Origin of the sequence: Streptomyces sp. E2N166 (assembly GCF_003671715.1) — a bacterium.
Lineage (GTDB): Bacteria > Actinomycetota > Actinomycetes > Streptomycetales > Streptomycetaceae > Streptomyces > Streptomyces thinghirensis.
This window is the reverse complement of record NZ_RAIF01000006.1, coordinates 499,754-513,359: the sequence shown is the minus strand read 5'-3', so window position 1 is coordinate 513,359 and position 13,606 is coordinate 499,754. Positions and strand designations below refer to the sequence as shown.

The following is a 13,606-nucleotide window of genomic DNA, read 5'->3' as shown; positions in this document are numbered from 1 at the left end:
ACCGAGCCCGCCGCCCTCGCCGAGGTGCTGCTGCGGGGAGAGCCGCGCCCCGTCGACACCATCGAGGTCACCTCGGCCGTCCACGACCGCACCGTGGTGCTCGGCAGCGTCTACGCCGGCGTCGACGCGCTCGCCAACCAGCACGCCAACCAGGCGCGTCTGCTGCGCGGCACCGCTTCCTACTACGCCGGCGCGCTGCGCGCGATCGTCACCTGGCGCGCGACGCGCTACCGCGTCACCGTCGACGGCGAGGAACACGCGTTCACCGGCTACACCGCCGTGGCCGCCAACTCCGGTTACTACGGGTCCAACCGTCTCATCGCGCCGTCCGCCCGGGTGGACGACGGTCTGCTGGAGGTCGTGATGATCCACGACGCGCCGCGGCGGCTGTTCTTCGCCCTCATGAACGAACTCGGGTCGGGCGCCCACGTCCGCAGGCCGCAGGTGCGTGTCCTGCGCGGCCGGGAGGTCCGCATAGAGGCCGACCGGGCGATACCCTACGGCGCCGACGGAGAGGTCGAGGCCGTCGTGCCCGTCACGGCGAGAGTGCTCCCCGGGGCGCTGAACGTCCTGTGCTGAACATGCCGCCGGGCCGGCCACCGACATCGGTGAACGGCCCGGCGGGTACGCGGATCAGCCGCGGGGCGTGGTGAAGCGTTCCCACACCCGGTGGGCGCCCATCAGCTCCGTGAGCTGCTCCAGGGCCGCGGTGCCGGACGCCGCGACGACCACGCCGGCGGCGTCGGTGGGCACGCCCGACGCTTCGAGCGCGGCCTCGCCGCCGGCCCAGACACCGATCGCCTTGCCGTGCCGGTACGCCTCCGACACCAGCAGGCTCACCCGCGGGTCGATGGTCCCCGGCCGCGCGGGCGGCGGAGTGGCCTTGTAGTCCCGCGGGGTGTAGGCGTCGCCGCCCATGTCGGGCGTCCCCGCCACCAGGACGGCGTCGAACTCGACGGACCGTGCGGTGACGTAGCTGCGCTGTACGGTCAGCGCAGCGTCGCCCGAGCCGATGGTGCCACCGGTCGGCGCCACGACGAGCGGCACCATCCCGGCGTTCAGCACCGCCTCCCGTACGGCCGTCACGCCCTCCAGGTCCGCGCCGCCGGTGACGATGCCGACCACCCGGCCGTCGAGGGGCCAGGTGCGGCCCACCTGGGACAGCGCGGGGCTTGGCTCGACGTCGGCCAGCGGCACGGTCGGTTTCGGGGCGGGCAGGCCGAGGCCCTCGGCGACGCCCGCGCACAGTTCCGGGTCGATGTTGGCCAGGACCTGAAGTGTCCGCTCCCGGACGGCCTGTTCGTAGCACTTGCCCAGCTCGAAGGTGTAGGCGCCGATGATGTGCTCGCGCTCCACCGGGCTCATGCTCAGCCAGAAGCGGCGGGGCTGGCTGAAGTGGTCCGCGAACGATTCCGGCGCCTGACGCACCTTGGTCGCCTCCGGGACCCGGACCGGCGCCTCCACGAAGGCGCTCATGTCCGCTCCGGCGGTGAACGGGCAGCCGCCGTCCAGGGAGTTGGGCCGGTAGGGCGCCACGCCCCGGTGCACGGCCGTCTGGTGCATGCCGTCGCGCAGCATGTCGTTGACCGGCGCCTGGGGGCGGTTGATGGGCAGCTGCGGGAAGTTGGGACCGCCCAGACGCGTGATCTGCGTGTCCAGGTACGAGAACAGCCGCCCCGCGAGCAGCGGGTCGTCGGTGACGTCGATGCCCGGGACGAGGTGGCCGACGTGGAAGGCGATCTGCTCGGTCTCGGCGAAGAAGTTCGACGGGTTCCGGTTCAGCGTCAGCAGCCCGACCGGCTGCACCGGCGCCAGCTCCTCCGGGACGATGTTCGTCGGGTCCAGCAGGTCGATGCCCTCGAAGGTCTGCTCCGGGTTGTCGGGGAAGGTCTGGATGCCCAGCTCCCACTGCGGGTACGCACCCGCCTCGATCGCGTCGGCGAGGTCCCGGCGGTGGAAGTCCGGGTCGATGCCGTTGATCATCTGTGCCTCGTCCCACACCAGGGAGTGCACGCCCAGCTTGGGCTTCCAGTGGAACTTGACCAGCGTGGTCTCGCCCGCGGCGTTCACCAGCCGGAAGGTGTGGACGCCGAAGCCCTCCATCATCCGGTAGGAGCGAGGGATGCCGCGGTCGCCCATGAAGAAGATGGTGTGGTGCGTCGCCTCGGTGTGCAGCGACACGAAGTCCCAGAAGGTGTCGTGCGCGCTCTGCGCCTGCGGGATCTCCCGGTCGGGGTGCGGCTTCGCGGCGTGGATGACGTCCGGGAACTTGATGGCGTCCTGGATGAAGAAGACCGGGATGTTGTTGCCGACCAGGTCGAAGACGCCCTCACTGGTGTAGAACTTCGTCGCGAAACCCCGGGTGTCCCGCACCGTGTCCGACGACCCCCGCGAGCCGACCACCGTGGAGAACCGCGTGAACACCGGCGTCTCCACGTCCGCGGCGAGGAACCCGGCCTTCGTCACCGAGGCCGCCGTGCCGTAGCTCTGGAAGACCCCGTGCGCGCCCGCGCCCCGGGCGTGCACCACACGCTCCGGGATGCGCTCGTGGTCGAAGTGCATGACCTTCTCGCGCAGGTGATGGTCCTGCAGCAGCACGGGCCCGCGCGGTCCGGCCTTCAGCGAGTGGTCCGTGTCGTACAGCCGCGTGCCCTGAGCGTTCGTCAGGTAGCTGCCGGACTGCGCCACCCGGGCCTGGTCGGCTCCCGTGGGCTGACCGGTCGGCGACACGGTGGCCGGCCCGCTCTGGTCCGGCTTCGGGGGCAGCGGCTCCCGGGGCTCGGTGGGTTCGGCGACGGGGGGCGACTCGGGACCGGGCTTGCCGGGAATACCGTCCGCCGGTCCGCCACCGTCGCCCTGCAGGCTCTCGGTGACCTTGTGGGCTACCCGCTTGAGGGGGTTGGCCTCGCTCATCAGCCTCTTCTCCATTCTGGGCGGGCCGCTGCACGCGGCCGGTCGTGTTCGAGTACCGACTGCCGTGGTGGGCCGTGACCGCGTACCCAGCGAGCGGAACTCAAGGCATGGGCGCGTGGGAACGGAGGCCGCCGTCTCAGGTGACGGACTCCCCGTCGTGGGTGCCGCCCTGACAGCGCTTCGTGAAGGAGCCCGTCCCCGACGACCCGTCCACCGAGATGATGATCACTCCGCCGCCCTGGACGCACTCGGTCGCCGTCACGTCGACCGGACGGTGCACGGCGCGGGACACGGCGGCCTCCGCCGGAGCGGCGCACAGCACCGACAGGGCCAGGGCCGCGACCACGGCCCACGACGACTTGCGCATGGGGTACTCCCTCTTTCCACCGGTGCCGTACCAGCGTCACCGGGCCGGGGGCGCCGCGCCACCGGAGGCGCGCGCACGAGGGAGGGCACACGGGGGAGGGCGCACGGGGGAGGGCCCCGGCCCGGTGAAGTACCGGTCGGGGCCCTCGCGGGCCATGGGGCGCGCCAGGCCCAGCGACCCAGGCAGGCTCCGAACGACACCCCTAGCCCACCTCGTGCGTCACCCCCACCGGTTCGAACGAGACCCGGGTGCGCCCGCCGCCGTCCGCCCAGACCACCTCGACGCCGGTGTCACCGGCCACGACCTCCGTGACCGCCTCCGCGAGCGGACCGGGACCGGGCTCCCCCGTGAGCGCGGCCAGGCAGACGTGTACGGAGGTGCCGCCCGCGTCGCCGGACAGCCGGGGCAGCTCGGCCCACGGAGCGTAGGCGGTGCCCTGCGGGGCGCGGACGGTCTCCGGCTCGGGGTGCCAGCCGTGCAGGCCGTGCAGCGCCGAGACCAGCGGCTCCTCCGGGCCGGTGGCCCACCCGGTCTGCGTGAGGCGGGCCTTGGCCGGCGCCCCGACCACCCGGTGCACCCGCAGCTCGTACGGCCCCCGTGCCACCGTCACGCTCTCCACCCGCAGCCCCGGAACCATCGGGGGACCGCCGGCGAAGGCGGGCCGGTGCCAGGACGCCGCCCAGCCCCAGCCGTCGCCGTGTCCCGCGCCGAGCGGGTGGATCCGACGCCGCACGCCGCGCCGGCCGTTCACCTCCACCGACAGGTGGTTGTCCGCGACGTTCCCGGACGCGGTGGGGCCGGTACGGGTGGAGTAGGCCTGCCGCCCGTAGTGCGGGTCGTCCTCGGCGGCCGACTCGCCCTCGTGCGGCCGGACATGGTCGCTGCCGTGGTTGTGCAGCCGTACGATCCCGTCGCCGCGCGTCGCCTGCAGCAGCAGCCCGGGCGCGGCCAGGGCCAGCACCCGGTCGGCCTCCTCCACCGGCGCGGCCTCCTCCGCGGCCGTCCACAGCGGGTGGCCGGCGGGGGCGAGGAGGGACACGAACGCCTTCGACGCCCAGTAGGGGGAGGCGGGACCGGAGTAGGACTGGAGGGTGGCCTCGTGCGGGCCGTGCCAACCCAGGCTCAGCAGCCCGTCGTCGGTCACCGCGCCGCGTTCCACGAAGTAGCGCAGACTGCCGCTCGCCAGCCGTCGCGAGGTGCCCGGCGTCAGCGGCGTGTGCCCGGTGACGGCGCCCAGACCCACCGCGGCACCGGCGGCGAACCGGTACGACAGCGAGCGGCCGTAGTGCAGCGGAGCCCCGTCCGCGCCGAACATCAGTGCGAATCCTTCGAGATGCGCGCGCAGCCGTTCGCCGTACCGGGCGGCCTGGCCGGTGTCGCCGCCGAGGTGGGCGTCGAGCACCGGGTACAGGTGCAGCGCCCAGCCGTTGTAGTGGTCGAAGGCGCGTCCGTCGCCGTCGGCGTACCAGCCCTCGCCCCGGTACCAGCCCTCCATCAGCTCCAGCGCCCGCTCCCGGGCCGCGGCCGTCCCGTCGTCGCCGCGTCCGACCGACTCCAGGAACCCGGCGACGGTGTACGGGAACAGGTACCAGTTGTTCGGCGCCGGCACGTGCCGCAGCGCCCCGCGCAGCCACTCCTCCACCCGGTCCTGGACCCCGGCGTCGAGGTTCTTCCACAGCCACGGCGCGGTGAGCCGCAGCCCCAGCGCGACCGACGCCGACTCGACCATGGGCTGGCCCTGCACGTCGTGGTCGAGGATCAGCGGCCAGGACTCGGTGTCGTCGCGGCCGGGGGAGCGGGTGCCCGAGGCCAGACCGCGCGCGTAGCGGTCCAGCCAGCCGTGCGGGTCGTCACCGCCGGCGCCCGCGACGCGGAAGGCCGCCGCGAGGAACGTCCGGGCGAACCCCTCCAGGCCGTCGGAGCGCACGCCCGAGCGCGAGGGGCGTCCCGGCAGGTCGAGCAGGGCGCAGCCAGGAGTGCTCCAGCGCCACGCGGCCCACAGCAGCCCGTCCGCCACGGCCTCCCAGTGGTCCCGGGTGTAACCGGTGTACGGGCTCAGCGCACGGTCCTCGGTGGGCAGTTCGAACGGGATGCTCATGCCAGGAACGCCAGCCTTTCGCGTCGTACGGGATGGAGGAAACCGGCACCGGACGCCCAGCGGGTCGTCTCGGCGAGCGCGAGGTCGGCCAGACGGCGCCACTCGTTGCCCTCGGAGCCGGCGAGGTGCGGGGTGATCAGCGCGTTCTCGCACTCCCACAGCGGGTGGTCCGGCGGCAGCACCTCGGGGTCGGTGACGTCCAGCACCGCCCGGATCCGGCCCGCCCGGACCGCGTCGGTGAGCGCCTCCTGCTCGACGACCGCCCCGCGGGAGGTGTTGATCAGCACCGCGTCCGCGGGCATGGCGTCGATCAGGGCACGGCTCACCAGCCCGCGCGTCGTGGGCAGCAGCGGGGTGTGCACGCTGACGGTGTCGCAGCGCGCGAACAGCTCCGGCAGCTCGACGCGTTCGACCCCCAGTTCGGCGGCGTCCGCGTCGCTGACGTACGGGTCGTGCAGCAGGACGTCGATGTCGTGCGGCCGCAGCAGCTCGACGACGCGGCGGCCGATCAGCGAGGCCGACAGGATGCCCACCGTGCGGCGGTAGTTGCCGACGCCGCGCGGGGTGCGCAGCCAGTTGCCGCGCGTCCGGGAGACCCGGAAGTCGCGGGCCCGCTCCAGCACCCGCTTGCCGGTGAGCAGGATCATGCCGAGCGTGTACTCGGCCACCGGCAACGCGTTGGCCGCGGCGGCCGAGGAGACCTCGATCCCCCGTTCCCAGCACGCGTCGGTGACGTGCCCGCGGACACTGCCCGCCGTGTGCACCACCGCCCGCAGCCTGGGCGCCGCCCGGAGTACGTCCGCGTCCAGCGGCGGACAGCCCCAGCCGGTGATCAGCAGGTCCACATCGGCCAGCACGGACCCGGCCCGCGGCGCGGTGAGGTCGTCAAGAACCGGGAACGGCGCCAGGTCGCAGACCCGGCGGAACGCGCCGAGGGACTGCGGGTCGAGGACGGCCGATGCGGCGTCCGGGGACATGGCCACGGCGGCACGGGGCCGGGACCCGCGGTCGGGGGTGTCGGGGGCGTGCGGTGTCACTTGACGGCTCCGGCGGTCAGCCCGCTCCGCCAGAAGCGCTGGAGCAGGACGAAGGCGAGGATGAGCGGCAGTACGGCGAGCAGCGAACCCATGATCACCACGGGGTAGTACTCCGGCGAGACGGACGCCGCGCTGTTCCACTGGTACAGGCCGAGACTGACCGGATAGAGATCCTGGTCGGACAGCATCACCATGGGCAGGAAGAAGTTGTTCCAGATCGCGGTCAGCTGGAAGAGGAAGACGGTGATCAGGCCGGGTCCGAGCATCCTGAGCGCCACCCGGGCGTACGTGGTCAGCTCGCCCGCTCCGTCCACGCGCGCCGCCTCCAGCACCTCGTCGGGCACGTAGCCCCGCGCGAAGATGCGGCCGAGGTAGACGCCGAACGGGTTGAACAGCACCGGGATGAACACCGCCCAGAAGGTGTTGACCAGTCCGGCCTCGGAGGCCATCAGGTACAGCGGCAGCGCGAGGACCGTCTGCGGCACCATGACCGCCGCCAGCACCAGGCCGAACAGCTTCTCCTTGTGCCGGAAGCGGTACTTGTCGAAGGCGTAGCCGCAGGCCACGCTCACCAGCGCGCCGACGGCGGCGCCCACCACGGCGTACAGCAGGCTGTTGACGTACCAGCGGCCGTACAGCCCGCCGTCCATGGCGAACAGGTCCTGGAGGTTCTGCACGAAGGAGAAGTCGCTCAGGGAGAGCAGGTCGCTGCTGAACAGCGCGTCCCGGGTCTTCGTGGAGGCGAGCACCAGCCACAGCACCGGCAGCAGCGTGTAGAGGACGGAGATCGCGACGACCACGTTGACCGTCGCCCGGCCCAGCAGCCTGGGGCGGAGCAGGGAGCTGTCGGTGGCGCTCATCGGGCCTCCTCGGAGTCGGCGCGGCTGGTGAAGCGGGTGACGCCGTAGGACAGGGCGATGGTGCACACCAGCAGGACCACCGAGGCGGCCGCCGCGAGGCTGTAGTTGTTGCGGGTGAAGGCCGCGTCGTAGATGTACATGCTCGGCGAGAAACGGGAGCTGACCATGGGAGAGGACTGGTTGAGCAGCATCGGCTCCGTGAAGAGCTGGAGCGCCCAGATCAGGGTGAAGATGGCGACCATGACGATCGAGGCACGCACCAGCGGCGTCTTCACCTGGAGCGCCGTGCGCACCGGCCCGGCGCCGTCGACCACGGACGCCTCGATCACCTCGCGGGGCACGGCCTGCAGAGCGGCGTAGAAGACCACCATGTTGTAGCCGAGGTTGCTCCACAGGGCGATGTTCACGATGGACGGGACGACCGTGTGCACGCCCAGGAAGTCGATCGTGATGTCGGCCTGGGCGAAGAGTTCGATGACCGGGCTGATGCCGGGCGTGTACAGGTACAGCCAGATCAGCGCGGCGATGATGCCGGGCACCGCGTGCGGCAGGAACAGGCCGAGCTGGGCGAAGGCGCGCAGCCGGACCACGCCGGAGTCCAGCAGCAGGGCGAGGGCGAGCGCGCCCACGACCATCAGCGGGATGTAGATCAGGCAGTACAGCGCGACCGTGCCGAGCCCGCCGAGGAAGGTCGGGTCGGTGAGTACGGCCGCGTAGGAGCGCAGTCCGACGAAGACCTGGCGCTCGGGGCCGAAGCCGAGGCCGGGCTGGTCGTCACTGAAGAAGCTCAGGTAGACGGCCGTGCCGACGGGGATCAGGAAGACGGTGACCAGCAGGGCGAAGAACGGCGTCATCAGGACGCCGGCGGTCAGTTGCCGTCGCTTCGCTGCTCTGCGGGCGCGCAGGCCGGACGCGGAGGGCGCCGGGGCGGTGGCGCGGGACGCGCCGGTCGGCACCCGGGGCTGGGTGGTCGTGGTCATGGGGGTGTCACCTGCCTTTCGTCGGCTCAGGTGCTGTGCTGGGTGGTGGACAGGCCGAGGGCCTTGAGATCGGGCATGGTGCCCTCCTGCGCGGTGCGCAGCGACTCGACGAGGGAGCCCTGGCCGGCGCCGACGCGGGCGAAGGAGTCCTGCATGACCTTCTGGGTGGCGCTCATCCGCGGCCCCCACAGCCACTGTTCGCCGATCTTCTCGGCCTCCCGCTCGAACAGGGTGTAGATGTCCTGCCCGCCGTAGTACGACCGGTCGAAGGCGTCGCGGCCCACGGAGACCAGGCCGGGAGCGGCCGGGTACTGGCTGCTGGTGCCGCTGGAGAGCCGCGCGCGCAGGGCGTCGGGGTGGGACACCTGCCACTCGATGAACTCCATCGCGGCCTCGGGGTGGCGGCTGTCCTTGGTGACCGCGAAGGTCGAACCGCCGTGCGTGCCGACGGACGGGCTGCCGGTGTCCCACTGGGGCAGCGGCGCGATCCGCCACTGACCCTTCTGTCCGGGCCGCGCGTTCATCTGGGCGCCGGCGTCCCAGGCGCCGCTGAGCCGGGTGAGGACCAGCCCGTTGCCGATCTGCGCGTCGGACTGCCTGCTCTCGACGGCGTTCATGAAGACGTCGCCCCGGTCGATGAGACCCTGCCAGTAGTCCGCGACCCGCCGGGAGGGGGCGTCGGCGAGGGACACGTTCCAGGCGCCTCGCGAGGTGTCGAACCACTGGGCGCCCGCCTGCCAGGCGTAGCAGGCGAACTGCGTCATCCCGTCGGAGGGGAACAGCACGAGCCGCCGGTCGGGTGCCTCGCGGCGCACGGTCGCGGCCTGCTCGGCGAACTCGTCCCAGGTGCGCGCGACGCTCAGCCCGTACTGGTCGAACAGGTCGGCGCGGTAGTGCATCACCATGGGCTCGACGTCCAGCGGTACGGCGAACACCCGGTCCTCGAAGGTGGTCAGCCCGAGCGCCTGCGGCAGCAGCTTGCGGCGCAGCCCGTCGCTGACGAGGTCGGTGATGTCGCGGGCGACGCCGTCGATGGCGTACCCCGGCACCTGCGGATACTCGATGGTGGCGACGTCGGGTGCGTTGCCGGCCCGGGCGGCGTTGCTGAGCTTGGCGTAGCCGCCCTGCCCTCCGGAGGGGATCTGCTGGAACTCCACCCGGATGTTCCGGTGGGTGCGGTTGAAGGCGTCGACCACCTCCTGGCTGCCGCGCAGGGCGGACCAGAAGGTGACGCGCGTGGTGGTGCTCGTGCGGGCCGACGAGGCGCCGTTCCCCCCGCTGCAGGCGCTCACGGCTCCTGTCAGGGGTACGGCGGCCATCGCGGCGAGCACGGACCGACGGCTGGGTCGTCCGGGCATGGCGCCTCCCGCGGCTCCTGCGGGTCCGCGTGGGTGCGGACACGACTGTTCGGGACACGGGAATCCTGAATGCTCCAACCCAAACGGTCAATAGATCGATCAGAGGAAAATAAAGCGATCAAACGCTCACATGGTCGAGCGGTCGGCAGGGCGCTCTGTCGGGCAGCCGGCCGGGCGGTCCGTCGATCCGCGCACCATCAGCCGCGGCAGCAACTCCACCCGCCGGCCCGGCCGGCTGCCGGGCGCCTCGGACAGCCGCTGGAGCAGCAGCTCCGCGGCCGTGCGCCCGACCTCGGTCTTCGGCGGCGACACGGCCGTCAGCGGCGGCGAGCCCAGCCCGGCCACGACATCGTCGTACGCCACGACCGAGCAGTCGTCCGGCACCCGCACCGCTTCCTCCGCCAGCCGCTGGACGATCATCAGCGCGTCCACGTCGCCGTGCAGCACCGTGGCCGTCGCGCCCACCTTGCGCATCAGCGCCGGCAACTCGCCCGTCTCGTCCGCCGCGTACGGCCCGTCGGCCCCGGCCTCCGGCGCGACGAGCGTCCACGCCCACCGCTCCACCAGCGGATGCGCCTCGGCGATCTCGGCGAAGGCGGCGCGCAGTGAGCGCGCGGTCGGGCTGTCGTGGCGGGTGGCGAACACGATGCGCCGGTGACCGAGCCCCACCAGGTGCTCCACGGCCAGATGCGCGCCGTACCAGTGGTCCGAGCACACCGAGTCCAACGCGTGCAGCGCGCTGCCGCGCCACGGGCGGCGCTCCATCAGCACCGTCGGCACTCCGAGCGCGGCGAGCCACTCGTGGTCGGCCTCCTCCTCGGCCCGGCCGCGCCAGCGGGGGGCGATCAGCAGTCCGTGCGCCCCGTCCGCCAGTGCCCGCTCCACCAGCGGGCGTTCGGCGCCGGACGCCTGCGGCGCGAGGTGCAGGGCCATGCGCACCCCGGCGTCCTCCAGGACGGTGCGGGCGCCGTGCAGCGCCTCGGTGAGGTACGAGTGCCGCACCGGGACCACCACGGCCACCCGGTCCCCGGCCGCCGCAGCCGACGCGGCCGCGACGGAGGGTGCCTCCTCGGCGGCCAGGGTGGACCGGACGACACCGTGGCCGCGGCTCAGCCTGCCCTCCCGCGTCAGCTCCTCCACGTCACGGCGCACCGTCACCACGGAGACCTGCAACTCGTCGGCGAGATCGCGCACCCGCGCGGTACCGCGCGCCTGGACCGCCGCCAGAATCCGCTGGCGCCTGAGATCGACCGGCTCCCGCATCAGGCCTCCCCACCCGAGAATGTTCGTTTGAGCGATTCGCCGTCATCATAGCGATCGCTCGTCCCGGGTGTGCGGCGCGCCTCCCCGCCCGGCGGGCGGCCGCTACGGTTCCGGGTCCGCGAGGAGCGGTCCCAGGGGGCCCAGATCGAGGTTCAGGTCGGCGCGGCTCAGGCCGTGCCGCGCGCACAGGTCGTCCATGCGCTCGTCGAGCAGCATGAGCGCCGTGCCGAGCCGGTCCTCCTGCTCCGTGCTCAGCGTGCCCTCGTCGAAACGGCGCACGGCCTGTCGTTCCATGAGCTGCCGCAGCAGCTCCACGACGGTGAGGACCAGCGCGGCCAGGTCGTTCGTGATCCGTTCGGGGTCCAGGTCGAGGGCGTGCGCCCGGGGCGCGGTCACAGTGGCCCGCTGTCCGGCCAGGGGGCGGGTACCCGCTCGTTCACCGACGACAGCAGGGCGTGCAGGGAGATCCGCACCAGCGGCACGTCCGCGATCGCCAGGACCAGGTCGCCGCTGACGACGACACCGGTCGCCAGCACCCGGTCGAGGAGGTCGACCAGGGGCACCCCGACCGGTGCGTACGGCTCCGGCCCACCCCAGGGCACGGGGGCCGGGCCCCGGGTACGGGTGTCCGGGGAGGTCATGAGCGGGCCTCCTGTTTCATGGGGCGCTGTTCCGTGCGGTGCGGTGGGGTGCGCTCCGGTGCGGTGGAGTGCGGTTCCGTGCGGCTCGGTTCCGTGCGACTCGGTCCCGTGGTGTCCGGGGCCATGATGTCCGGGGCCTCGTCCCAGCGGGCGAAGGAGTACGGGATCCACGGGCCCGAGGCGCTGACCTCGACGGCCGCGTGGCGGCCGTCGGCGGTGAGCCGGGCCAGGGCGTGTTTGAATGCGGCGCTGTCCGACTCCTCCACCAGGTAGGCGGCATTGATCAGTTGCGGGGTCCGCCGGCCCGTCAGCCGCTCGCTCTGCGGGCGGTGCCGCGTCGCGTCGACGGCGTACCGCCGCAGCTCGGCGTCGACGGCGTCCGCCTCGGCCAGGGCCCTCCCGTGCGCGTCCTGCCGGTCGCGTCGCCGTGCGCTGGCCCGGCTGAGGTAGGCACGCCCACGCGCGCCCGCGCCGGTACCGGAGTCGGCAGGGGCGCCGGCAGCGGTGGCGTTCGCCGTACCGCCGGCGGCGTGCACCTTCACCGCCCATTCCGTACGGCCCCGGAGACGGTCGAGCAGCGCGCCCAGTACCGCTTCCCGCGCGGCGACGGCCTGCTCCGCGCTCCGGTCGCCGCGGTACAGGGTCGCCATCGGCAGCGGAACGACCGGGCCCCGCCGGGCCGCGGCCTCGACGCCCCGGTGATGGGCACGGGCGCAGCGTTCCAGGTCGTCGGGCCGGTTGAGCCGCTCCGCCAGCGCCTCCTCGTCGAACAGCGCCGCGGGCACGTCCTGGACGACCAGGCACAGGCCGCCCGCGCGCAGCACCCGCAGCGGACCGCCCTCCTCGTGGCCGGTCGCCGCGGCCGACGCGGCGAGTTCCGGCGGAGTACGGGTGACGGCGAACGCGCAGACGAGGACGGGGGCCGCCGGTCCGGCCGGGGGCGCGTTCACCGGGCGGCTCCCTGCGTCTCCTCGGCGGCCCCCTCCAGGGCGTCGAGCCGGGCCCGCAACCGCTCGTTCTCATCGGCGAGCGCGTCCCGCGCGGCCCTGGACGAGAGCGCCGGGTCGGTCTCCCACCAGTCGATGCCCGCCTTCTTCGCGGTGTCCACCGAGGCGATGAACAGGCGCAGGCGGATGGTGAGCAGTTCGATGTCGAGCAGGTCGATCTTGATGTCGCCGGCGATGACGATGCCCTTGTCGAGGACCCGTTCGAGCAGGTCGGCGAGGTTTCCGGTGACAGGCGTGTACGGCTGTGTCTCCGGGCTCGCGAACCGGTGGTCGACGTCTGTCACCGCACACTCCCGGCGGCGTCAGCGATGCGGGCGGGCACGTTCGTCGTCCTCATACGCCTCGTCCTCGTCGTCGTACTCACCTTCTTCGTCTTCGTCCTCGTCTTCGTCTTCGTACTCGGAGCCCTCCTCGCCGTCCTCGTACTCGGCGTCGTCGTCCTCATCGGCGTCCTCGTGCTCGGCGTCGTCGTCGGAGGCGTTCTCCTCCTCCAGCGCATCCTCGTGGCTGCGCACGACCTCGCCGTCGCGGATCTCGCCGCGCCAGCCCTCCACCTCCTCGTCGCCCAGCAGGGTCACGTGGCGCGCGAAGTGCTTCAGGTCAAGCCGCAGCCGCCGCCCCTGGGCGCGCCAGAGGTTGCCGGTCTTCTCGAAGAAGCCCGCCGGGTAGTACTCGACGACCACGACGACCCGGGTGAGCCGGGGCGCCAGTTCGTGGAACGTGACCGCCCCGCGGGTACTGCCCTTGGCGCCCTCGGAGGTCCAGACGATCCGCTCGTCGGGAACCTGCTCCTGGACGGTCGCCTTCCAACTGCGGCTCGAAGGCCCGACCTTGACGTTCCAGTCGGACGTCACCTCGTCGTTGGCGCTGACGCTGCGGACGCCCTTGGTGAAGCCACTGAAGTCCTGGAGCTGCGTCCAGTGGTCGTAGACGGTGCGCAGGGGGACGCCGATGTCGACGGTCTCCATGATGTGCGTCGCCTTGACACTGCCGCCGCTGCTCCCGGAACCGCCCCGACCGCCGGATCCGCCCCCACTGCCGCCCCCACTGCCGGAGCCATCGCCACCGCCGGAACCACCCCC

The 13,606-nt window shown here is 72.8% G+C and carries 14 protein-coding genes; 1 reads left to right on the top strand and 13 read right to left on the bottom strand.

The annotated features are described in order from the left end of the window. Positions 1-579: diacylglycerol kinase family lipid kinase (locus EBH09_RS38490; protein WP_238697159.1), on the top strand; the 579-nt coding region annotated here is incomplete at its 5' end. 54 nt (positions 580-633) lie between these two features. Here EBH09_RS38490 and EBH09_RS02690 read toward each other — a convergent pair. From EBH09_RS02690 to EBH09_RS02630, 13 genes are all read right to left on the bottom strand, one after another. Further along, positions 634-2,913, bottom strand: coding sequence for a catalase (locus tag EBH09_RS02690; RefSeq protein ID WP_121745409.1), 2,280 nt, complete (start codon positions 2,911-2,913; stop codon positions 634-636). Positions 2,914-3,049: 136 nt separating this feature from the next. Beyond that, positions 3,050-3,280, bottom strand: a complete 231-nt coding sequence (locus EBH09_RS02685; RefSeq protein ID WP_121745408.1) for a hypothetical protein — start codon at positions 3,278-3,280, stop codon at positions 3,050-3,052. Positions 3,281-3,482: 202 nt separating this feature from the next. Further along, complete coding sequence (locus tag EBH09_RS02680; RefSeq protein ID WP_121745407.1) at positions 3,483-5,378, bottom strand: DUF2264 domain-containing protein; 1,896 nt, start codon at positions 5,376-5,378, stop codon at positions 3,483-3,485. Then, positions 5,375-6,355, bottom strand: coding sequence for a hydroxyacid dehydrogenase (locus EBH09_RS02675; RefSeq protein WP_121746196.1), 981 nt, complete (start codon positions 6,353-6,355; stop codon positions 5,375-5,377). The genes EBH09_RS02680 and EBH09_RS02675 overlap by 4 nt, the downstream gene beginning before the upstream one ends. A gap of 56 nt (positions 6,356-6,411) precedes the next feature. After that, positions 6,412-7,275 (bottom strand): carbohydrate ABC transporter permease, encoded by an 864-nt coding sequence (locus EBH09_RS02670; protein WP_121745406.1) that lies wholly within the window; start codon positions 7,273-7,275, stop codon positions 6,412-6,414. After that, positions 7,272-8,255 (bottom strand): sugar ABC transporter permease, encoded by a 984-nt coding sequence (locus EBH09_RS02665; protein WP_121745405.1) that lies wholly within the window; start codon positions 8,253-8,255, stop codon positions 7,272-7,274. The genes EBH09_RS02670 and EBH09_RS02665 overlap by 4 nt, the downstream gene beginning before the upstream one ends. Before the next feature lie 26 nt (positions 8,256-8,281). Then, on the bottom strand, positions 8,282-9,613 hold the full coding sequence (locus EBH09_RS02660) for a sugar ABC transporter substrate-binding protein (protein WP_121745404.1): 1,332 nt from the start codon (positions 9,611-9,613) through the stop codon (positions 8,282-8,284). Positions 9,614-9,739: 126 nt separating this feature from the next. Beyond that, positions 9,740-10,876, bottom strand: a complete 1,137-nt coding sequence (locus EBH09_RS02655; RefSeq protein ID WP_121745403.1) for a substrate-binding domain-containing protein — start codon at positions 10,874-10,876, stop codon at positions 9,740-9,742. Positions 10,877-10,978: 102 nt separating this feature from the next. Then, positions 10,979-11,272 (bottom strand): gas vesicle protein K, encoded by a 294-nt coding sequence (locus EBH09_RS02650; protein ID WP_121745402.1) that lies wholly within the window; start codon positions 11,270-11,272, stop codon positions 10,979-10,981. Further along, positions 11,269-11,517 carry a gas vesicle protein gene (locus tag EBH09_RS02645; protein WP_238697158.1) on the bottom strand — a complete coding sequence of 83 codons (249 nt, stop codon included), beginning with the start codon at positions 11,515-11,517 and terminating at the stop codon, positions 11,269-11,271. Before EBH09_RS02645 ends, EBH09_RS02650 begins: the two co-directional genes overlap by 4 nt. Then, a complete protein-coding gene (locus tag EBH09_RS02640; RefSeq protein WP_121745401.1) occupies positions 11,514-12,467 on the bottom strand; it encodes a GvpL/GvpF family gas vesicle protein in 954 nt (317 codons plus the stop codon). Before EBH09_RS02640 ends, EBH09_RS02645 begins: the two co-directional genes overlap by 4 nt. Continuing rightward, complete coding sequence (locus tag EBH09_RS02635; RefSeq protein ID WP_121745400.1) at positions 12,464-12,808, bottom strand: gas vesicle protein; 345 nt, start codon at positions 12,806-12,808, stop codon at positions 12,464-12,466. Before EBH09_RS02635 ends, EBH09_RS02640 begins: the two co-directional genes overlap by 4 nt. A gap of 18 nt (positions 12,809-12,826) precedes the next feature. Then, on the bottom strand, positions 12,827-13,606 hold a 780-nt coding region (locus tag EBH09_RS02630), incomplete at its 5' end, for an SRPBCC family protein (protein WP_153182595.1).